This is a genomic window from Embleya sp. NPDC055664 (assembly GCF_053618075.1).
The window spans coordinates 500,987-522,358 of the sequence record NZ_JBSHGZ010000001.1; the positions used below are offsets into that span (position 1 = coordinate 500,987).

The window sequence follows — 21,372 nt, forward strand, 5'->3', positions numbered from 1 at the left end:
GACTCCCTGGATCCCTTGCCTTTTTTGCCCCGGAGGTCATCCGTGACGCATTGGGTTGTACTGGCACTCGCGATGGTCGCGGTGTGCGCGGTCGTCCTCTCCGTCGTCGTGCTCAAGCAGCGGCGGTTGCCGGACGACGACGACCCGTCGGCCACGCCGGACGTGCTCGAATACATGACGATGATGATCGGCGTCGTCTACGCGATCGTGCTCGGTCTCGCGATCGCCGCCGTGTGGGAGGGGCGGAGTGCGGCCGAGGACGAAGTGCGGCACGAGGCCCAGGCGTTGCACGAGGTCAGTGAGCGGGTTCGGGTCTATCCGCCGCAGGTGCGTGATCAGATCCGAACGGACATCGACGCCTATGTGAAGTACGTGGTCAAGAACGAGTGGGGCTATATGGCCGACCACGGCGAGTTGTCCCCGCGCGCTTCGCAGCTGTTCGCGACCGTACGCAACGAGGTGACCGACTACGCGCCGCAGGGCGACCAGGAAACGCAGATGTACCAGCCGATCCTGGACCAGATCGCGATCGCGGACGACGCGCGTCAGGCACGGGGTGGGCAGGCGGGCGCGTCGATGCCGGGGCTGGTGTGGTTCGGCCTGATCACCGGGGCGATCGTTACGGTCGGGATGATCTTTACGCTGCAGATCCGCAGATCCGCACCGGAGTTGATCGTTGCGGGGTTGTTCAGTGCGTTGATCGCGTTCCTGCTGTTCCTGATCTGGGACCTGGACGCACCCTTCGGACAGGGGATGACGGCGGCCTCGGACGCGTTCGTGTCGTTGTTCCCGGGGGCGAAGTAGGGGCGGAGGGGGAGAGGGGTCTTGATAACGGGCCCATAGGATGAGTGCCCTCCTGAGGTCCACTACTTGCCGAGGTCCGCTACCCCGCCGAGGTCCGCTGCCATGCGACGGGCCCGCCGCGCGGCGTCGCGATCACCTGCTCGGCGGGACCGTCGATCGTTCGACGGGTCAGTGCACTTCGGTATGGATGACGCGGTAGGTGCCGACGGCCAGTGGGGTGAGTAGCCAGATGACCATTGTGGTGGTCAGCCTGGCCCATTCGACGCCGCTGATACCGGTGCCGTAGAGCGGGTCGAGGGCCGGGCCCGGGTTGACCCAGCGATTGACGGACTCCATCGCGGAGACGAGGTCGGCCAGGATCCCCAACACGCTCGGCACCATGAAGAAGGTGACGATCGCGAGCGGGGCGTTCAGGAACAGCACGCCGAACGCCACACCCAGGGTGATGCTCAGGATCGCGGCGAGCAGCACCGAGGCGAGCATCGGGCCGGGGATGGACCAGTTTCCGGCGCCTCGGCCGGTGCAGCCCGCGACTGCCCGACCCAGCGTGGCGCACAGCAGCCCGAACACGACGCCGAACAGGGCCAGGACCACCCCGGCCGCGACCTTCGCACCGAGCACGCGACGCCGATCGGGGACCAGGGCGAAGGTGGTCAGCGCCGTGCGCTGGGACCATTCGGAGGTCACCGCCAGGATCCCGACCACCGGGAACAACACCGCCACGCCGGCCTGCGAGGAGGTGAGGAACGACCGCCAGGTGCGGTCCTCGCGGGGCGCGGCGGTCAGGGTCACGACGACGAGGGCAACGGCGGCGAATGCGACCACGGCGAGCAGCCAACGGCCTGCGCGAGTGTCGGTCATCTTGCGCAGCTCGACCTCGGTCAGCCGGAGGAGGGTCGGTGCGGCGACGGGCGCGGCGGCGGTTGCAGTATCAGTTGCGGTAACGGGTGCGGCGGCGAAGGTCACGACCCGACCTCCTGCGGGACGGAGCCGAGTCGGCTCAGGAACATCTGCTCGAGTCCTTCATGTTCGGCGGGACGCAGTTCGCGCAGTACGACCCCGGCACTCGCGGCGGCGCGGCCGACCGCCTCGGCCGAAGCGTCGACCAGGAAAGTGCCGGTCGGGTCGGTCGGGTGGTGGGACAGGCCGGCCGTGGTGAGGGCGGTGTGCAGCGCGGCCGGGTCGAGGGCGGCGACCAGGGTGCCGGCGGGGGCGGTGAGGAGTTCGCCTTTCGTGCCGTCGGCCACGACACGCCCCTTGGCGATCATCACGATGCGATCCGCCACCGCCTCGATCTCGCGCAGTTGGTGCGAGGACAGCAGGACGGTGCCGCCGCGGTCGGCGAAGTCGCGGAGCAGGGTGCGCATCTGGAAGACCCCTTCGGGGTCCAGGCCGCTGGTGGGCTCGTCCAGGATCAGCACGGCGGGGTCGCCGAGCAGGGCCTGGGCGACGCCCAGCCGCTGACGCATCCCGAACGAATAGCCGCCGACCCGACGCCGCGCCGCGGGTCCGGACAGGCCGACCAGGGCGAGCAGTTCGCCGACGCGGGCCCGGTCCACGTCCAGGATGCGGGCACACAGGGCGAGCGTCTCGCGCCCGCTGCGCCCCGCGTGCTGGGCGCCGGCGTCCAGCAACACACCGACGTGGCGCCCGGGATTGGCCAGTTGCCGATACGGAACACCCCGGATGGTCGCGCCCCCGCCGCTCGGCGGCGTAAGCCCACAGATCATCCGCATCGTGGTGGACTTCCCTGCCCCGTTGGGCCCCAGGAACCCGGTCACGGTCCCCGGCTCACACCGAAAGGAAACCCCGTCGACGGCAACGTGCTCCCCGTAGCGCTTGGTCAATCGCTCGACACTGATCATGCCCCCAGCCTGACCACCCCAGACGGCCCCCCACAGCGCCCAACGGTCCACACTCGCCGGCCTTGGTCTACACCTCACCCAACCAAGGACACACCGGAAACTGCCGGATGGCGCGATCTGTTGGGCCGGTGGGGCGGGGGCGGGCCTGAAGGAAGGGCGTGGCCAGAGGACATCGAGAGCGCCGACGCCGAGCAGCCTGAAACGGCGCATGGGCGCCGGGCGGCCGGGGTTCTCAGGCGAGAGGTTGCGCTGCCCCGGGAAGGGCGCCGGCGCCGTGTGGCGGTGGCGGCAGGCTGGGCGAGCGGGCGGCGGGGTCGAGCGCACTGGGATGCGTCCCCGAGTAGGTGGGGCGTTTCCGGCGGGCGCTGCGCTTGCGGTTGCGGTTGCGTGTGGCTGATGCGGGGCCGGTCAGAGTCGGTGGTGGGCCGCCGCCGACGTGCGGGGCTCCGAGACCCGAAGCTCCCAACGAGATTGACGTGTTGGTCGGCGGAAAAGCGGCCGGCAGCGGCGGGCGGGGTGGGTGCTCGGGTTGAGTTCGCCGGGGAGCGTTTCCGAGTGGGCCGGGGTGGTTGGGGGCGTTTGGAAAGGGGTTGGGGTTCGGAACCGGATCGCGGTGCGTGGTTTCGGGCTTCGGGCTCTGATCACCTGCGGTTTTGCGGGGTCGGGGGGCACAGTCGGGCGTCGAGTGCCGGTTTCGTGCGCTCCGACGCCCTCGACGCCACTGTGGGGCCGAAACTGCGCAGTGGACGTCGACTTCGCGTGCTGCGCCCTCACAAAGGCCATCGAGGAGACCGAAAGTGCCCAGTGGAGGTCGAAACCGGATCCCGAGGCACCCGCAAACCACTCCCAGCAACGCTGACCTGCGGTTTTCTCTCACCCAAAGGCTGCGGCACTCCACGGGATCCGGTTTCGTGAACCGACGCCACCCACCACCCACCGAAATTACCCGACGCACCCGGGATGCCTCTCCGGCAGCCCTGACCCGAGCCCCCTCCCTCCCGGCCACTGCCGGCCCGGTTTTCGCCGACCAACAAGCCCGTCTCGTCGGGAGCTTGGGGTCTTGGAGCTCTGCACGCCGGCGGCGGCCCATCGCCGACTCTGACCGGCCCCGGCCCGGCCACCCGCAACCAAAAGCGCAACGCCCGCCGGAAACCGGCCGACCCACTCGGGAAGGTCACTCGGAGGACTCGACCCGAGCGCCCTCCCTGTCCGCCGCTGCCGGCCGCTTCTTCGCCGAGCAACACGCTTGTCTCGTCGGGAGCCGTCGTCTCGGAGCCCCGCACGCCGGCGGAGGCCAACCCGGCGACTCTGGCCGGCCCCGCACCAGCCACACGCAACCCCAGGCGTAACGCCAGCCGGGAACACCCGACCCACTCGGGAAGGCATCTCAGCGCACTCGAGCCGACCGCCCGCCGCACACCCCACCCCACCCACCCCACCCACCCCACCCCGCGTCCGCTGTGCGCTACGTGTCGTTCGATGCGTCGTGTACCAGCAGCGCGATCTGTACGCGGTTGTTGAGGTCCAGCTTGGTGAGTAGTCGGGAGACGTAGGCCTTGACCGTGGCGATGCTGATGGAGAGTTCCTTGCCGATTTCGGCGTTCGTGTGGCCCTTGCCGACCAGCGTGGCTACGGCGCGTTCGCCGTCGCTCAGGTGGGCGAGGGCGGATTGGGCTCGGGCTCGGCGGGGGTCGATGGTCGTTGTGGCGACGTAGGTCATCATGCGGCGCAGCACGTCGGGGGAGAGCATCGGTTCGCCGGCTGCGACGCGGCGGATGGCCTCGACGATGTCCGGGGGCGGGGTGTGTTTGAGCAGGAAGCCGCCGGCGCCGGCCCGCATCGCCTTGAGGATGTGGTCGTCGGTGTCGAAGGTCGTCATCACGATCACCTCCGGCGCCTCGGGGCGGGCCCGCAGGGTCGCGGTGGCGGCCAGGCCGTCCACGCGGGGCATCCGGATGTCCATCAGCACCACGTCGGGCCGGTGTTCGTCGACCGCGCCGAGTACGTCGGCGCCGTCGGACACCTCGCCGACGACGCGGATGTCGGGCAGCCCGGACAACATCATGGACAGTCCGGCTCGAACCAGTGCGTCGTCGTCGACGACGAGGACCCGGACACAGCCTTCGGTGCTTTTCACTTGGCCAACGGTAGCCACACGCGCAGGCTGAAGTCGCCGTCGGTGGTGGGGCCGTGGTCCAGGCGCCCACCCACCAGGGCGACGCGTTCGCGCAGGCCGATCAGGCCCGCGCCCGCGCCGGGGATGGCGGTGGGGCGGTGGCCGTGGGGGAGGCGGTTGACCACCTCGATGGCGAGGCCGTCGTCGGGGGCGGGGGCGACGAGGACCCGGACCCGGGCGCCGGGGGCGTGTTTGCGGGCGTTGGTCAGCCCCTCCTGGACGATGCGGTACGCATGCCGGCCGGTGCGTCCCGATACCGACGGCAGGTCGGCCAGGTCCAGGTCGACGGTCGCGCCGGCCAGTCGCGATTCCTCGATCAGCGCGGGCAGGTCGTTCAGCACGGGCTGGGGCCGCTCGGGCTCGCCGTCGCCGTCGCCGTCGTCGTCGGGGTGGGCCCGCAGGACGCCGATCACCTCGCGCAGGTCCTCCAGGGCCTCGAACGCGCATTGGCGGATCACCTCGGCGGCGCGGGCCTCCTCCGGTGAGGCGCCGGCCCGGTACTCCAGCGCGCCCGCGTGGATCGCGAGCAGCGAGATCCGATGCGCGAGCACGTCGTGCATCTCCCGGGCCAGCCGCTCGCGTTCGAGGTGGCGGGCCTCCTCCACGCGCAGCCGCTGGCCCTCCTCGGCCTGCCGGGCCCGCTCGCGCCAGGACGCGGTCAATTCGTGTTGGGAACGGATCAGCATCCCGGTGGCCACGGCGGTGCTGACCAGCAGCGTCATGGCCAGGACCGACGACCAGTAGGAGCGGGTCGATTCGGCGCCCACCCAGAACGTGCCGGAGACGAGCGCGATTTCCAGGCCGGCGACGGACGTGGTGACCCGCCACGGTCGCCGGATCGCCAGGCTGAGCAGGACGACCGGCGCGGACCCGGTGATCGCGGCGGAGAAGAAGCCCACGAGTACCCAGGTCACCGCGAGCCCGGTCGGCCGGTTGCGGCGCTGCAGCAGCATGGCCACGAGCATGATCCCGCCGAGGACGGTCTCGATCACGACGTTCGGCGGGTGGTCGTCCTCCTGGATGGCGGTCACGAGGATTATCGCGCCGAGTCCGAACGCGCCGAGCGCGTAGCCGAGGTCGATGCCCCATTCGCGACGGGTCCGCTCGGGAACCAGGGTGCGGAGCACTGAGGTACGCGACACGGAGGTGCGAGCCCCCGTGGTGGGGGCGGCTCGGCGGAGGCGGCTCTTGATCACGCTCCAGCCTAGGCAGCGCCGTCGGTGCTCCGGCAGTGACCGGGAGTCGACGCCGCCATCGACTTTGGTCGGTCGTTCGCCGGCCGTCGGGCCGCTACCGTCCCGCCTCCACCCGATCCGGCTCCACCACCGCCCGCGCCCCGCTTACGCTCCGCCGCGCCCCCGGGATCGACCACGCCAGCACGGCCGCCAGGAGGCAACCGACCCCGAGCATGCCGAAGCAGACCAGGTAGCCCGTCAACCCCGGCGCGTGGGCGACGCCCGCCGCCCGGGCCGTGGCCGCGCCTGCCGGGCTCGCGCTCAGGATCGCGCCGAGTACCGCCGTCCCGGTCGCGCCGCCGACCGTGCGCAGCACCGCGTTCATCCCGTTGGCCACCCCGGTCATGTCTGCCGGCACGTGGTCGTTGATCAGCGCCGGCATCGCCGAGAAGGCCAGTCCCAGGCCGAACCCGAACAGCACGCCGACCATCGAGAACGCCCACCAGTGCCCGTGCAGCGGCAGCAGCAGGGCGAACGCCGTACCGCTGAGCACCGGCCCCAGGACCAGCGCCGGTTTGGGGCCGTGGCGATTGGTCATCCGGGCGGCGACCGGCGCGGCGGCCAGGTTGCCGAGGGTGCCCGGGAGCATGATCAGGCCCGCGATCAGGACCGACTTGCCGAAGCCGTAGCCGAGCGCCGACGGCGCCTGGATGAACGGCGGGAACAGCAGCGACGAGCCGTACATCGCCATGCCCGTGAAGATCCCGGACAGGTTGGCGAGCAGGACCGGTCGGCGGGCCATCACCCGCAGGTCGACCAGGGGTTCGGGGTGGTGCAGGGCCCAGCCGATCCAGGCGGCGAACAGCAGTACGGCCAGGGCCAGGCCGCCGACGACCAGCGGATCGCCCCACCCGGATCGGCTGCCCGTACTGACCGCGGCGAGCAGCGCGGCCAGCCAGCCGGACAGGGTCAGCGCGCCGATCAGGTCCACGTGGCCCTGCCGCCGCTCGGCGGTGTCCGGCACGACTCGCCACACCATGGCCATGGACAGCAGCGCGACCAGCGCGGAGAGCCAGAACAGCAGGTGGTAGTCCCAGCGGTCGGCGATCAGTCCGGTGCTGACCGAGCCGAAGGTGGCGCCGACGCTGATCGTGGCGCCGATGGTGGCGATGCTGCCGGCGGAGCGTTCCTTGGGGAACTCGTCGCGGACCACGCTGAGGGCGAGCGGGACCACGCCGCCGCCCATGCCCTGGAGTACGCGCCCGGCGATCAGCATCACGTAGGAGGTGGTGCACGCGGCCAGGATCGAGCCGAGCGCGACCGCGGCCAGCGCGTACAAGAGGAAACGTTTGCGCCCGCGCAGGTCGCCGAGCCGGCCGAGCAGCGGGGTGGCCACGGCCGAGGCGAGCAGGTTGCCGGTGAGCACCCAGGCGATGGCCGAGCTGGAGACGCCGAGCCGGTTTTGCAGTTGGGGCAGGATCGGCGAGACCACGGTCTGCATGACCGCCATCGTGGTCGCGGCGAAGGACAGGGCGACCAGGATCGTGGTCGGGCCGTGGCGTTTGGTCGATGTGCGCCCGGCCCCCTTCGGATCGGTGCTCATGCCGTCAGCGGCCGGTCCTCGACCCAGTCACAGTGCAGGGTGCGGGTCTCGATGCGCCAGCTCTCGTCGGTGCGCACGAACGTGTCCAGGTAGCGGATGGACATCACCCGGTCGCGGCGCACGCCGTCAGACTCGTAGATGTGGTGTGCGGTGCAGTACGTCTCGCCGTCGGCGCGGTCGCCCTCGGGGGCGAAGGTGATCAGCTGATTGGCGATCAGGTGGGTGGTGACCAGGTAGCGGTCCAGGCTCGCCAGCGCGCGGGCGATCTCGGCGCGGCCGGCGCGTACCGCGGGGGGTTCGGTGGATCCGGGGTCGCGGTGGATCACCAGCCGGCCCTCGGGGGTGAACATCGAGGCGACGAGGTCGGGCTTGCGGCGATCCGCGCCGTGTGCGTATGTCTGCACCAGATCGCGGAGTTCGCTGCGATCGCGCAGTCGGCTCGGCGTGTGCGCAGCGGGCGAATCCGCCTCGTCGTCGTGCATGTCCACCCTTTCGGCAACCGTGTTCGCATGCTGGCAGCAGTTGGATGACACACGCAAGTTAATCTGACGTTGCGTCAGTTACACTGCCCGCGCCATCGCACCACGTCACGGCGGTACAACGGCCCCGAACCCCCCGAACCCCCGGCCCGCCTCACCCCTCCTGCGCCACGAACACCACATCCGGCTCGCCCCGAACAACCGGCACCCGCTCCACCCGCACCCGCCCGAAGTGTTCCCGCAGCCGGTCGGCGAAGCCGGGGGAGGCCGTAGCGCTCCACACCGTCAGTACGCCCCCCGGCGCCAACCGATCGCGCAGCGCGGCCAGTCCGGCGTCGTCGTAGAGCGAGGCGTTGCCGTCGGTGACCGTCCAGTCCGGCCCGTTGTCGATGTCCAGGCACAGCGCGTGGAAACGCTCCTCGCCGGCCCCGGAGCGCACCCAGGCCACCAGGTCGGCGGTGACCACCTGTACCCGCGCGTCGTCCAGCGCGTGGCCGGAGAAGGGCGCCAGCGGTCCGCGCCCCCAGCGCACGACGGCCGGTTCGCGCTCGATCACACGCACGTGCGCGACGCGCGGGTCGGTCAGCGTCTCGCGCAGGGTGAAGCCGACGCCCAGGCCGCCGACCAGCACGCGCAGGTCGCCCGGCGCGGTCACGGCCGCGAGCGCGGTGCGCGCGAGCAGGCGCTCGGAGGCGCCCGCGCGAGTGTCCATCAAAAAGCACCCGTTGCTGATGATTTCGTAGTGTTCACCCGCGCGGCGCAGGGCGAGTTCGCCGTCCGCCGCCGGAACGCGTTCGATCTCTTCCGCGTTGGTGGTCGGCTCGAACGTATGCATCGATTCACTGACTCCTTGTCGCTTTATGGAGAACGGGTGTCGTCGTGTCGCCTTTTCCGTGCCGCCGTATCGCTTCGAATGCCTCACGAACCCCTCGGGTATCTCCCGGCACCAATTCTCCGCACCTCGTAACAGTGCCATCACGAAGCCCGGAAACGACCGTCCGTACGGTCCGATCGGTGACACGTGTGTACTCGTGCACCCCACCTCGTATCCGGCTTCGTCAGGGCTGCCGGCCAGCGGTTTTCGCCGGTTCGGTGACCCTTGCACCCTGTAGGACACCCGGTTAAGGTCCCGGCCATTGCTTCATGGCCCATTAACTGATGGCATGTCAGATCCAGTCGCGAGGATGCCTCGCAGACGGGGCGGAAGCACAAGACGTGAACAACGCGAGCACAGCGCAGGAGAAGTACGTGAGAGCGCACCGGGCCCTCGGCCCGGCCCGCGGAAACGAAGTGTCGGGAGGGCTGATGGCATCAACTTCCGCCGGGCGGCGCGGGATGCGCCGACGAGCGGCGGCCGGCTTGCTGGTCGTGCCGCTCCTTGTGGCGGTCGGCTGTAGCCGCTCGGGCGAGGACGCGGTGGCCAAGGGACCGGGATCGGGCGGCGGCGGCCCCGCGGCCACCGGTACCAAGGACGGCAAGGCCCCCGTCGGCACCGGCGCGCCGGGCGACTTCGGCACGCTCAAGGACGTGTGCGGCAAGGGCGACGGCAAACCGCTGACCAAGAAGGCCGATCGGGGCGTGACCGAGAAGCAGATCTCGGTGAGCGTGACCGGCGACCCGGGCGCTCCCGCACAACCGGGCCTGGGCAAAGAGTTCTTCGAGATGGCCGACGGCTTCACCAAGTGGTGCAACGGCCTCGGCGGAATCAACGGCCGCACCATCAAGCTGACCCAGCGCGACGCCGCGCTGAGCAACGTGGGCACCGTGATGACCGCCGCCTGCCAGAACGACTTCATGGTCGTCGGCGGCGGCAACCCGTTCGACAACGACGGCGTCAAGGCCCGTACCGGGTGCAAGCTCGGCGCCTTCCCCGCCTACGTGGTGGGCGAGGAGTCGGCCAAGGCCGACCTGCAGGTGCTCGCGGTGGGCCTGCCGACCACGACCACCGTGGTGGGCGCCTACAAGGCGGTCTTCGCGGCGCGTCCCGAGGTCAAGGCCAAGGTCGGCCTGCTCGGGCAGAACATGGCCTCGCTGCGGCCCGCGATGGCCCGCTACAAGGCCGGCGTGGAGGCGGCGGGCGGCACCGTCGTCTTCAAGGAGGACGTCCCCGTCATGCCGCCCCCGGGGCGCACGACGCTGGAGAAGATGAAGCAGGCCGGCGTCGAGATGCTGATCACCACCTGGCTCGCGGTGGATTCGGCGTCGATGTTCCGCGAGATGGACGCGATGAACTGGCACCCCAAGGTCATCGTCAGCGACGCCTCGGCATACAACCGCTACACCCTGGCCTCCGCCAAGAACTCGAAGATCCCGGACACCTACATCTACCCGACCTACGTGCCGCAGTCGCTCGGTGACAAGAACCCGGCCGTGCAGAAGGCACTGGAGATCCTGCACCTCGCCGAGCCGAGCAAGGACCTGGAGTTCTTCCACATGTCGGGGATCAACTCCTGGCTGCTGTGGGCGAGCGCGGTCAAGGAGTGCGGTACCGAACTGACCACCGAGTGTGTGCTGGCCAAGGGCAAGCGGGCGAACTGGGACGCGGGCGGCCTGTTCGCCCCCGGTCCGATCGTGGAGACCAAGGACGTACGCGCCTCGGACTGCTTCACCATGGTCAAGGCCACCGCCAAGGGCTTCGAGTACGACGCCGCGCTGACCAAGCCGAACAAGGCCGAGTTCTTCAACTGCGACCCGGGCAACGTGGTCGCCGTCGCCGCGGGCGCGCCCAGTGCGCCGCCGTCGGCCCCGGCCACGACCCCGCCCGGCGACGGGGGAACCGCTCCGCCGCCCGCCGGCGATTCGGGCACCGGCAACCCGCCGCCCGGCGACGGGGGCGAGCCGCCGCCGGCCGCGCCGCCGGAGGAAGTGACCTCCTAGCCCCGGCCCACGGTGACCTCCCGAGCCCACCGGGCCGGGAGCACACCCCCACTCCACGCGTCACCGGAAGCACCCGAAGCACCGGCTGCACCCGCAGCACCCGAAGCACCCGCGACACCCCGTCGCCCTCTCGCCCCGCACCGGGCGGGAGGGCGGCCCCGCGGCCCTGACGACCTGTCAGGCGCCGTGCCGCACCAGTCTCCGAGACCGATCGCCCCGCGACACGGCCCGGCCCGAACGGAGGGCGCGTGCACGAGTTCATCATCCTCACCATCAGCGGCCTGGTCACCGGCGGCATCTATGCCATCACCGCCGGCGGCCTGACCCTGACCTACACCACCACGGGCATCTTCAACTTCGCCCACGGCGCCACCGGCGCGCTCGCCGCCTTCACCTACTGGCAGCTGCACTTCGACTGGGGTTGGCCGGTGTGGCTGTCCCTGCTGGTCGTGCTCGGTGTGCTGGCCCCCGCGTTCGGGGTGTTCCTGCACTTCGCCATCATGCGCAGGCTCGAGGGCACGTCGGAGACCACCCGCCTGATGGTCACCGTCGCGGTGCTGCTGAGCCTGCTGGCCGCGGTGATGTGGATCTGGGATCCGCAGACCCCGCGCAACGTGGTCAACTTCTTCCCCGGCGAGTCCGTGGACATGGCCGGCACCCGGGTCTCCTACCACGACCTGATCACCCTGGCCGTCGCGCTGATCGTGGCGGTCGGCCTGTGGGTGCTGCTGCGCTCCACCCGCGCGGGCGTGGCCATGCGCGCCACCGTCGACGACCGCAACCTGGCCGTGCTCAACGGCTCGCGCCCCGAAGTGCCCGGCATGCTGGCCTGGGCCACCGGCACCATGCTGGCCGCGGTCGCGGGCATCCTGATCGCCCCCAAACTCTCCTTCGCCGCGCTGCCGCTCACGCTGCTGATCGTCAACGCCTACGCCGCGGCGGTGATCGGCCGGCTCAAGAGCCTGCCGTGGACGTTCGTCGGCGCGATGATCATCGGCCTGGTCACCGAGTACGGCAAGGGCTACCTCACCGAGACCCGCTTCCCGACCGCCGGCCCGTACCTGTCCGGCCTCAGCGACTCGATGCCCGTCCTGGTGCTGTTCGTGGCGATCATGCTGCTGCCCACCTCCCGGCTGCGCGGCCACGCCTCCTCCCGCACCAGGGAGATCTCGCACCGCCCCACCTGGACCGGCTCGCTGGTCTTCGCCGCCATCGTGATCGCGGGCGCCGTGGTCGCCGCCAACTCCCTCGCCGCCGCCGACCTGTTCGCCAGCACCCGGATGTGGGGCTTCGCGCTGATCGGCCTGTCGGTGATCCCGCTGGTCGGCTACGCCGGGAAGATGTCGCTGGCCCAACTGGGCTTCGCCGGCATCGGCGCGATCTGCGTCTCACACCTGGGCTCGGGCGGCAACCCGCTGGGGTTGTTGTGGGCCGCGCTGATCTGCGCCGGCATCGGCGTGCTCGTCGCGCTGCCCGCGCTGCGCCTGTCCGGGATCTATCTGGCCCTGGCCACCGCCGCGTTCGCGGTGATGCTGGACCGGTGGATCTTCGGCCTGCCCGCCTTCACCTGGGGCGACACGAAGATCGACCTGTTCAACAGCGGCACGCTCAACTTCGAGCGCTTCGACTGGCCCGGCGTCGACATCTCCTCCGACCGGGCCTACTTCATCTTCGGCGCGGTCTTCTTCGCACTGTCCTCGCTGGTCGTGGTGTGGATCCGGCGCGGCGAGTTCGGCCGCAGGCTGCTGGCCATGAAGGACAGCCCCGCGGCCTGCGCGACGATCGGGATGAACCACAAGCTGACCACGCTCACCGTCTTCGGGCTCTCCGCCGCGATGGCCGGCGTCGGCGGCGGCATCCTGGGCGGCGCGGCCGGCACCCTGTCCCCGGTCAACTTCGACTTCACCGCCGGGCTCTCGGTGCTGATGCTGATGGTGATCGCCGGGCTCACCTCCCCGGGCGCCGCGCTGTTCGCGGGCATCTTCCTGGGCACCCCGCTGATGACCAACCTCTTCCCCGACTACGCCCAGCTCACCACCATCCTGATCGGCCTCAACGGCATCGCGCTCGGCAAGAACCCGAACGGCTTCATCGCCGCCAAGATTCGCCCCGAGTGGGAGCCCGCGCTGCGCCGCCCGGTCGTCCTCGCCGGCAGCGCCGCCGCCCAACTGGCGCTGATCGTGCTGCGGTTCACCGACGTGATCGGCAACTGGCCGTTCGTGATCGGCATCCTGCTCGCGGTGATCGGCATCCCGGCCGCGCTCAAGATCGAGGTGATGATCAAGGCGCCGCGGACCGAACCGGAGGTGCCCGAGGGCCTGTCCGGGCAACCCGAGGGCCTGGGGCTGAACGGAAACCGGTTCAAGGCCGCCGACATCGAGGCGCTGGACAAACTCATCGCGCTGCCCTCGCTGCCCGCGGCGGCGACGGCCGCGGCACCGTCACCCATCCTGCCGGGAGCACGTCATGGGGCTTGAGGTCGAGGGCGTCACGGTCCGCTTCGGCGGCCACACGGCCCTGAACAACGTCGACATCTGGGCCCACGAGGGCAAGGTCACCGGCTTGATCGGGCCCAACGGCGCGGGCAAGACCACCATCTTCAACGTGATCACCGGCCTGCAACCGCCCTCCTCGGGACAGGTGCGGATGGACGGGCGCGACGTCAGCAAACTGGCGCCGTACCGCCGGGCCCGGCTCGGCATGGCCCGCACCTTCCAACGCCTCGAACTGTTCGGCTCGTTGTCGGTCCGGGAGAACATCCAGGTCGCCGCCGCGCAGTACCGCCGGCTGCACCGGGGCACCAGGGAGACGCCGCAGGACACCGCCGCGCGCCTGCTGCACCGCCTCGACCTGACCGCGATCGCGCACGTGCGCGCCGACCAACTGCCCACCGGGCAGGGCCGCGTGGTCGAGTTGGCCCGCTCGCTGGCCTGCCGGCCCAAGATCCTGCTCCTGGACGAGCCCGCCTCGGGCCAGGACGACGAGGAGACGCGCGGCTTCGGCCAACTCCTGCGCGAGATCGCCGCCGACGGCGTCGCTGTACTTCTGGTCGAGCACGACATGGACCTGGTGATGAACACCTGCGACGAACTGCACGTACTTGACTTCGGCAAAAAAATCGCCAACGGTACGTGCGACGAGATCCGCAACAACGCCGCCGTCCAGGCGGCCTACCTCGGTACCGCGGACGCGGCGGAGGCCGACGAAGTCCTTCAGGAGACGGTATGACCCTGAATGTGGCCGACGCGCAGCCGGCCGGCGCGCCGAGCGCCCCGCCGCTGCTCGAACTGCGCGGGATCAGCGCCGCGTACGAGCAGGTCGAGGTGCTGCACAAGGTGGACCTCGCGGTGCCCACCGGCAAGGTGATGGCGGTGCTCGGACCCAACGGCGCCGGCAAGACCACGATGCTCAAGGTGATCACCGGGCTGCACCAGCCCACCACCGGCGACATATACCTCGCCGGCCGGTGTGTCACCGGGGCCGCGCCCGTGGACCTGGCCCGGATCGGCCTGTGCAGCATCCCGGAAGGCCGCGGCGTCTTCCCCAATCTCACCGTGTCCGAGAACCTGTGGATGGCGACCTATCGAGGAGTCTCCCGCAAGGAGATCGAGGAGAAGGTCTTCCCGATCTTCCCCCGCCTCGAACAGCGCCGGAACCAGGCCGCGGGCACGATGTCGGGCGGCGAGCAGCAGATGCTGGCCGTCGCCCGGGCGATCGCCACCAACCCGGCCATCATCCTGCTCGACGAGTTGTCGATGGGCCTCGCGCCCCTCGTCGTCGACCAGCTGTACGACGTGGTCGGCAAGATCGCCGAGACCGGTGTCACCGTGCTTTTGGTCGAGCAGTTCGCGCGCACGGCCCTGGCCGTCGCCGACCTCGCCGCGGTCATGAGCGGTGGCCGGATCCTTCAGGTCGGCACCCCGGACGAGATCGCCGGCGACCTGCACAGCGCGTACCTGGGCGGCTGATCGCACATGGCCGTCGGGTACGCATCAACCTCACGGCGACCCACGAGGTGAGCACTTATATGAGTATGAACAGCGTGAACGCCGACGGGCAGCCACCCGCACCCGCGGGCCCGCCCCCCGGCGTGCCGCCGACGGTTCCGCAGGGCGTGCCGACCGCCGGGCCACCGGCGTACGCACCGCCGCGCCACGCGGCCGTCCCGGCGGCCACCCAGGACCGGACCCGGCAGTTCACCGCCGACGTCGGGGCCCTCAAGCTGCGCGCACCCAAGACCATGCTCGACACCCAGCTGATGTGGCTGGGCGTGGGGCTGATGGTGCTCGGGATCGGGATGGGCTTCGGCGCCTACTTCATGTCCCACGGCACGACGCTGATCCTGACCCAGAACGACGCCATCACCCTGGGCATCTCGGCGATCCCGGTCTCGCTCCTCGGGTTCGCCCTGTTCCTGCGCTTCTCGCTGTCCACCTTCATGCGGTTCTGGCTGGCCCGGCTGATCGCCGCCCAGCAGAGCCCGCAGCAGGGGCCGGCGGACGCGGGCACGGACACCACGGCGGTATTGCCGACCACACCGGCGAAGCACTGAACGATCGTGGCCCTCGACCGCTTCGGGGGCTCCTCAACGGGCCGCGCGCGGTGTCATCCTGAACGGGACGGACGCCGCGCGCAGCACCCGTGGAGGGCAGCGAGGACATGAGCGAGAACCCACCGCCGGGAGAAGCCGCCCCGCCCGACACGACCACACCGCGCGACGGCCGCCGCCTGCGCCTGGTCACCACGGTGTGGGCGGTGCTGATGGCGCTCGCGATCGTGATGATCGTCCTGATGTTGCGCAGCTAGAGCCGTTTCCGGCAGCGCACCCACACGCGCCGATGGCCGGCCCCGAACGGGGCCGGCCATCCGCATGTGCGCGGGTTGCTCAGATCGCCGGCGGCAGGTCCACCAGCGCGCCGAGCGTGCCCCGGTGTCGGTCCGCGGTGCCCAGAAGCAGCGCCGAGGACATCGCCCGCTTGAGGTACAGGTGCGCCGGGTGCTCCCAGGTGAAGCCGATCCCGCCGTGCATCTGCACACACTCCTCCGCCGTGCGCACCGCCACCTCGGAGCAGTACGCCTGGGCCAGCGCGGTGGCCACCGCCGCGTCGGCGGAGTCCTCCGCCAGGCACGCCGCCGCATAGCGGGCCGCGGCCCGGGCCGACGCCAGGTCCGACCACAGGTCGGCCGCACGATGGCGCAGCGCCTGGAACGAGCCGATCGGCCGGCCGAACTGGTGACGCACCTTCAGATAGCCGACCGCCTCGGCCAACGCCTGCTCGGCCACGCCCAGTTGCTCGGACGCGAGCAGCGCCGCGCCGTAGCGCACCGCGTGCCCCAGGGCCCGTTCGGCGTGCTCGGGACCGGCCACCACCCGACCGCGGACCTGATCCAGCGTCACCTGGCCCACCGGGCGCGTCGCATCCAACGAGGTCACCGCGCCGCGCAACAGGTTCGCCGCGTCACCGGCCACCAGCGCCAGATGCGGCTCGCCGGAAACGATCACCGGCAACACCAGCAGCTCGGCCCGATCCACGGCCAACACCCCGGTCACCGCGCCGGTCAGGGACAACTCCCCGTCCTCCCACGTTCCCGTCACCGACAGCGGGAAGCCCGCCTCCGGCCAGGTGGTCGCGGTCACCGCGAGCGTGGCGGTACGGGTCCCCTCCGCCAGCGCGCGCAGCGCGGCATCGCGCGCCGCACCGGCCGGACAGGCGAGCAGCGCCGAGGTGGCCAGTACCGCGCTGGCCAGGAACGGCACCGGCGCCACCGCGCGGCCCAGCTCCTCCAGCGCCACCGCGACCTCCCGCGGCCCCGCGCCGGCCCCGCCGAACTCCTCGGGGATCAGCAGCCCGGCCAACCCCAACTCGGCCGCCACCGCCTTCCACAGGCCCTCGTCGTACGCCTCGTCGGTGTCGATCCGGGCCAGCACGTCGTGCCACCCGCACCGGTCCCGCAGCAGCTCGCGCAGCGTCGCGCGCAACTCCTCCTCGATCTCGCCGTACAGCAGCGAGGGAATCGTGGGCTCGCTCACCGGGGCATCTCCTTCCACGCCACCTTCGTATCGGTGCGCGGCTCGCGCGGCAGATCCAGCACCCGGTCCGCGATTACGTTGCGCAACACCTCCGAGGTGCCGCCCTCGATCGAATTGCCCTTGGCCCGCAGGTAGTAGTAACCCGGAGCGCGCGCGCCGAGCGAGGCCTGGCCCATGTCGCTGCGCCGCATGGTCCACTCGTCGTAGCCCAGGCCCTCCTCGCCGGTCAGCTCCAGCCACAACCGGGTCACGTCCTGGTTCAGCCGCGCGTAGGCGATCTTGGCCGCCGACCCCTCCGGCCCGGGCGCCCCGACCGCGAGTTGCTGGCGGATGCGCTCGTTGCCGAGCCGGGCCACCTCGCACTCCACCCAGGCCCGAAGCAGCCGGTCGTGCAGGCCGGGAGTGCGCAACTCCGGCCGGTCGCGCCACATCCGCGCCACCGCCCCGATCGCGTTCGCCTCGCGGGGCGCGGCGCCGCCGCCGATGGCCACCCGCTCGTTCATCAGCGTGGTGTTCGACACCGCCCAGCCCTGACCCACCTCACCCGCGCGATGCGCGTCGGGCACGCGTACGTCGGTCAGGAACACCTCGTTGAACTCGGCCTGTCCGGTGGCCTGGCGCAGCGGGCGCACCTCCACCCCGGGCGAGGTCATGTCCAGGAAAAAGTAGGTCAGCCCCTGGTGCTTGGGCAGGTCCGGATCGGTCCGGGCGAGCAACATCGCCCAGCGCGCCTTGTGCGCGAGCGAGGTCCACACCTTCTGGCCGGTCACGATCCAGTCGCCGTCGCCGTCGCGCACCGCCCGGGTGGCCAGCCCCGCCAGGTCCGATCCCGCGCCGGGCTCGCTGAACAGCTGGCACCAGACCTCCTCGCCGGTCCACAGCGGGCGCAACAACCGCGCGCGCGACTCGGCGTTGCCGTGCGCGACGATCGTGGGCGCGCCCATCCCGAGGCCGATCGGATTGCGGTACGCGCTGACCACCTTGGCGCCGGCCGTGATCAACGCGTCCTCGACCACCTGTTGCAGCGCCCGCGAGGCGCCCAGACCGCCGCAGCCGACGGGGAAGTGCACCCAGGCCAGGCCCGCGTCGAAGCGGTGCCCGAGGAATTCCACCGAGGACATCGTGGTGGGATCGTGCGCCGCGACCAAGTCGGCCACCCGCCGCCGCAGTTCCGCCGCGTCGGGCGGGCCGCCCGCGGCCGGTGGGCCCTCGGGAGCGGTGCCCGACGCGGCCCGGGGTTCGTTGCCGAGCCCGTCGTCGTGCCCGTTGTCGGGCTGGTTGTCCGTATCGCTCACGCCGCCCCGCTCTCGCACAGGAGGTGCCTCCGTTCGCCACCATGACGCCCTGTTCCCGTCGTACGACACACCGTCGACAACCGGGCCACCTGGATGCTAAGTGCTGAACTCACCGGTAGGAAGCCCGTGCCCGGGCCCCCAACCCGCACGCGCAGGCGATATGTTCTTGTCCCCGTGTGATCGAGTACACGCACGGTCTCCAGCCGCCGGCTTCCGGGTTTTTGCGTGTCGCAAGGGGGTTGTCACAAGCCATGACCGCCGAAGAACTCGAGGCGGGTCTCGCCGCCGAACTCGCCGCGGACGGGGAGTCGGTCACCGAAGCACTGGACCGGTGGTCGGCGCACACCCCGATGCGGGTCTTCATCCACTACGGCGAGCACGGCCTGGACCTCGGCTACGCCGAGGCCAAGCGGGCCACCGACACGATCGCCGGCAACCTGGCCCGGGCGGGCGTGCGGCGCGGCGACCGGATCGCGGTGCACTGCCGCAGCTCGTACGCGGCCGCGCTGTGGATGTTCGGCATCTGGAAGGCGGGCGCGGTCTACTGCCCGATCGACCCGGACCTGATCGGCGACCCGCTGGTCGAGCAGCTGGAGTCCACCGCACCGCTGCTCGTGGTCACCGAGCGCATGCTGGTGCAGTCGCTGGAGGCGGTGCGCCCGCACCTGGACCGGCTGCCCCGGCTGACCGTGCACGACGCGGTCGGGCCGCGTCCGCCGCACGGCTATCCCGAGATCGCCTACGCCAACTTCCTGGCCCGCGCCGAGCCGCCGGGCGTGGTCAACGACCCCGCCGACGTCGCGATGATCGTGCACACCGCCGGGGTGACGGGCCGGCCCAAGGCCGCCGTGCTGCCGCACCGCTGGCTGGCGGCGTACACCCTGCTGCTGCGCCGGCTGACCACGCCGGACGACGTGGTGCACGTGGACCTGCCGATGCACTCGCTCCAGGGCGCGTTCGCCGGGCTGGCCCGGGCGGCCTGGACCGGCGCGGGGGTGTCGTTGTGGGACCGGTTCCACCCGGTCGACTTCTGGCGCCGGGTGACGGCAGCGGGGGCCACCAGCGCGGTGCTCACCGAGACGATGGTGGGCTGGCTCTCCGGTGCGCCCGAGCGGCGCGGCGAGCGGGACAACCCGCTGAGCAAGGTGCTGATGCAGCCGCTGCCCGCGATCCACCACTCGTTCGCGCGCCGCTACGGCATCGACACCGTGGTGGCGGGCTACGGGCAGGTCGAAACCGGACTGCCGATCGCCGCCGTGCTGATCGGCGCCGACCCGGGCGAGGGCACCCCGGAGGCGCTGCGGCGCGGGCTGGGGGCGAAGGAGGTCAAGCGGGTGTGCGACCGCCTGGGCGTACCGGTGCTGCCCGCGTCGCGGATCGTGCGCCGGGGCTGTCTGGGCGCGCCGCTGCCGTTCACCCGGGTGGCGATCCTGGACGAGCACGACCGGCCGGTGCCGCGCGGGGTGGTGGGCCACCTGGCGATGCGTCCGCATCTGCCGGGGCTGCTGGTCCAGGAGTACGTGGGCGACCCGCTGAGCATTGCCGAGGCCACCCGCAACCTGTGGTTCCACACCGGCGACGCGGCGGTGTTCGACGAGGAGGACGGGCTGCTGCACTTCGTCGACCGGGTCGTGGACCGGATCCGGATCCGCGGCGAGAACGTGTCGGCGTACCACATCGAGGACCTGGTCAACCAGCATCCCGACATCGCGGTCGGTGCGGTGTTCGGGGTGCCCGCCGACCGGGACGACGAGGACGAGGTGGTGCTGTACGCCGAGCCGGAGCCGGGTCGGCCGCTGGATCCCGACGAGCTACGCGCGTGGTGCACCCAGTCGTTGCCCGCGTACATGCGGCCGGCGTACGTGCGGATCGTGGCCCGGATGCCGCGGACGCCGAACGGGCGGGTGGAGAAGTATCGGCTGCGCAGGCACTTCCTGGGCCTGACGGATCGGCCGGGCCCGGCGGTGCGCGGGGTCACGGTGACCACGGCGACGGCCACGCCGATGCCCACGGCCCGACCGGCGCTCGCCCCGGCGCTGTCCCCGGTGCGCTCCGCGCTGCCGCCGTCGTTGCCCCCGGGGACGGGTCGCTGAGCGGCGCGCCGCGCGGGGCCCGCCCCGGTCCCTGACGATCATGCGAACAGCCGATCGTGCGGATATGTCGCTTTCCAGCGGGAAGGCGTACCACGCACGCGATTTCGCGGGCGCGGGACGGATCCGAGGAGCGGCACCCCATGGAGAGCACGAAGGGCGTCAGCGGTCCCTCCGCCGAATCCGGCGTGGGGCGGCATCGACGCAGCGGCAAGGGATTCGGGTTCGGTCTGCTCGTGGTGCTCGGCGTGGTCCTGATGCTCGGCGGGGTCGTCGGCCTGATCTACACGGGCCTGGCCACGCTCACCACGATGGTGCTGTTCGGCTGGCTGCTGCTGATCGGCGGCGTGGTCGGCTTCGTCCAGGCCATCCAGGCGCGCAAGGAGAACGCGTTCTGGCTCGTGGTCGCGGTCTCGGCGCTGAACATCGCGGCGGGCGTGGTGCTGCTGCGCCGACCCGACGTGGGGGCGCAGGCACTCACCCTGTTCGTGGCCCTGCTGCTGCTGGGCGCGGGCATGTTCCGCATCGTCGGCGGCGTGGCGAGCATGTCGGCCAAGATGATCTGGACCATCGGCGTCGGCGTGGTCGACCTGGTCCTGGGCCTGCTGGTACTGGCCGAATGGCCGAGCAGCAGCCGCTACGTGATCGGCACGTTCATCTCCCTGGCGCTGCTCTTCGACGGCCTGAGCCTGGTCAGCCTGGGCCTCACCGGCCGCCGAATCGTAGGCATGGTCCGAGACGCGGAAGTCCCCGAGCCCACCGGGCCGACCGAATGGACAGCCGAAAAGCCCCCCACGAGGGAGGGCACATACAAGGGCCCGGACACGATGACAAAGCAGCCGACCGAAGACCAATAACACCCAAGAGACAACAACCAAACGCCGGACGGGCCATACAGCCCGTCCGGCGTTTGAGGACAGCAGACCCGGGCCGCCACTTCCAGCCCGTCCGGCGCTTGAGGACGGCCGCCCGACCCC

Annotated in this window: 18 protein-coding genes; 9 read left to right on the forward strand and 9 right to left on the reverse strand. The window is 71.1% G+C overall.

The window, feature by feature from the left end; translation table 11 throughout:
• Positions 1-42 precede the first annotated feature (42 nt).
• Positions 43-804, forward strand: a complete 762-nt coding sequence (locus ACWGR4_RS02130) for a bestrophin-like domain (RefSeq protein WP_452128307.1) — start codon at positions 43-45, stop codon at positions 802-804.
• A gap of 168 nt (positions 805-972) precedes the next feature.
• Here ACWGR4_RS02130 and ACWGR4_RS02135 read toward each other — a convergent pair whose 3' ends face one another.
• The 7 genes from ACWGR4_RS02135 to ACWGR4_RS02165 all read right to left on the reverse strand — a co-directional run bounded on the left by ACWGR4_RS02135 (position 973) and on the right by ACWGR4_RS02165 (position 8,937).
• Positions 973-1,770, reverse strand: a complete 798-nt coding sequence (locus ACWGR4_RS02135) for an ABC transporter permease (protein WP_452128308.1) — start codon at positions 1,768-1,770, stop codon at positions 973-975.
• A complete protein-coding gene (locus ACWGR4_RS02140) occupies positions 1,767-2,669 on the reverse strand; it encodes an ABC transporter ATP-binding protein (protein WP_452128309.1) in 903 nt (300 codons plus the stop codon). Before ACWGR4_RS02140 ends, ACWGR4_RS02135 begins: the two co-directional genes overlap by 4 nt.
• A gap of 1,465 nt (positions 2,670-4,134) precedes the next feature.
• Complete coding sequence (locus ACWGR4_RS02145; protein ID WP_395791602.1) at positions 4,135-4,806, reverse strand: response regulator transcription factor; 672 nt, start codon at positions 4,804-4,806, stop codon at positions 4,135-4,137.
• Positions 4,803-5,972, reverse strand: coding sequence for a sensor histidine kinase (locus tag ACWGR4_RS02150; RefSeq protein ID WP_452128310.1), 1,170 nt, complete (start codon positions 5,970-5,972; stop codon positions 4,803-4,805). Before ACWGR4_RS02150 ends, ACWGR4_RS02145 begins: the two co-directional genes overlap by 4 nt.
• Positions 5,973-6,135: 163 nt before the next feature.
• Positions 6,136-7,623 (reverse strand): MFS transporter, encoded by a 1,488-nt coding sequence (locus ACWGR4_RS02155; RefSeq protein ID WP_452128311.1) that lies wholly within the window; start codon positions 7,621-7,623, stop codon positions 6,136-6,138.
• Complete coding sequence (locus tag ACWGR4_RS02160; protein ID WP_452128312.1) at positions 7,620-8,105, reverse strand: nuclear transport factor 2 family protein; 486 nt, start codon at positions 8,103-8,105, stop codon at positions 7,620-7,622. Before ACWGR4_RS02160 ends, ACWGR4_RS02155 begins: the two co-directional genes overlap by 4 nt.
• Positions 8,106-8,256: 151 nt before the next feature.
• Positions 8,257-8,937 carry a spermidine synthase family protein gene (locus tag ACWGR4_RS02165; protein ID WP_379996850.1) on the reverse strand — a complete coding sequence of 227 codons (681 nt, stop codon included), beginning with the start codon at positions 8,935-8,937 and terminating at the stop codon, positions 8,257-8,259.
• Positions 8,938-9,407: 470 nt separating this feature from the next.
• Between ACWGR4_RS02165 and ACWGR4_RS02170 the strand changes: the two genes are divergently transcribed.
• The 6 genes from ACWGR4_RS02170 (at position 9,408) to ACWGR4_RS02195 (ending at position 15,785) form a co-directional block, all read left to right on the forward strand.
• Positions 9,408-10,979, forward strand: coding sequence for an ABC transporter substrate-binding protein (locus tag ACWGR4_RS02170; RefSeq protein WP_379996852.1), 1,572 nt, complete (start codon positions 9,408-9,410; stop codon positions 10,977-10,979).
• Between the two features lie 248 nt (positions 10,980-11,227).
• The gene (locus tag ACWGR4_RS02175; RefSeq protein WP_379996854.1) at positions 11,228-13,456 is read left to right on the forward strand and encodes a branched-chain amino acid ABC transporter permease; all 2,229 of its coding nucleotides are present in this window, start codon (positions 11,228-11,230) and stop codon (positions 13,454-13,456) included.
• Entirely contained in the window at positions 13,446-14,207 is a 762-nt protein-coding gene (locus ACWGR4_RS02180; RefSeq protein WP_379996856.1) for an ABC transporter ATP-binding protein, read from the forward strand. Before ACWGR4_RS02175 ends, ACWGR4_RS02180 begins: the two co-directional genes overlap by 11 nt.
• On the forward strand, positions 14,204-14,947 hold the full coding sequence (locus tag ACWGR4_RS02185) for an ABC transporter ATP-binding protein (RefSeq protein ID WP_379996858.1): 744 nt from the start codon (positions 14,204-14,206) through the stop codon (positions 14,945-14,947). The genes ACWGR4_RS02180 and ACWGR4_RS02185 overlap by 4 nt, the downstream gene beginning before the upstream one ends.
• Positions 14,948-15,006: 59 nt before the next feature.
• Positions 15,007-15,531 (forward strand): hypothetical protein, encoded by a 525-nt coding sequence (locus ACWGR4_RS02190; RefSeq protein ID WP_379996860.1) that lies wholly within the window; start codon positions 15,007-15,009, stop codon positions 15,529-15,531.
• 107 nt (positions 15,532-15,638) lie between these two features.
• The gene (locus ACWGR4_RS02195) at positions 15,639-15,785 is read left to right on the forward strand and encodes a hypothetical protein (protein WP_452128313.1); all 147 of its coding nucleotides are present in this window, start codon (positions 15,639-15,641) and stop codon (positions 15,783-15,785) included.
• Between the two features lie 79 nt (positions 15,786-15,864).
• Here the strand turns inward: ACWGR4_RS02195 and ACWGR4_RS02200 are convergent, their stop codons facing one another.
• Together ACWGR4_RS02200 and ACWGR4_RS02205 are read right to left on the reverse strand one after the other, a co-directional pair.
• Complete coding sequence (locus ACWGR4_RS02200; RefSeq protein WP_452128314.1) at positions 15,865-17,010, reverse strand: acyl-CoA dehydrogenase family protein; 1,146 nt, start codon at positions 17,008-17,010, stop codon at positions 15,865-15,867.
• Positions 17,007-18,179, reverse strand: coding sequence for an acyl-CoA dehydrogenase family protein (locus tag ACWGR4_RS02205; RefSeq protein WP_379997322.1), 1,173 nt, complete (start codon positions 18,177-18,179; stop codon positions 17,007-17,009). The genes ACWGR4_RS02200 and ACWGR4_RS02205 overlap by 4 nt, the downstream gene beginning before the upstream one ends.
• Positions 18,180-18,556: 377 nt before the next feature.
• Here ACWGR4_RS02205 and ACWGR4_RS02210 point away from each other — a divergent pair, with 377 nt between their 5' ends.
• On the forward strand, positions 18,557-20,398 hold the full coding sequence (locus ACWGR4_RS02210; RefSeq protein WP_379996866.1) for a class I adenylate-forming enzyme family protein: 1,842 nt from the start codon (positions 18,557-18,559) through the stop codon (positions 20,396-20,398).
• 140 nt (positions 20,399-20,538) lie between these two features.
• Positions 20,539-21,252 (forward strand): HdeD family acid-resistance protein, encoded by a 714-nt coding sequence (locus ACWGR4_RS02215; protein ID WP_379996868.1) that lies wholly within the window; start codon positions 20,539-20,541, stop codon positions 21,250-21,252.
• The last annotated feature ends 120 nt before the right edge of the window (positions 21,253-21,372 follow it).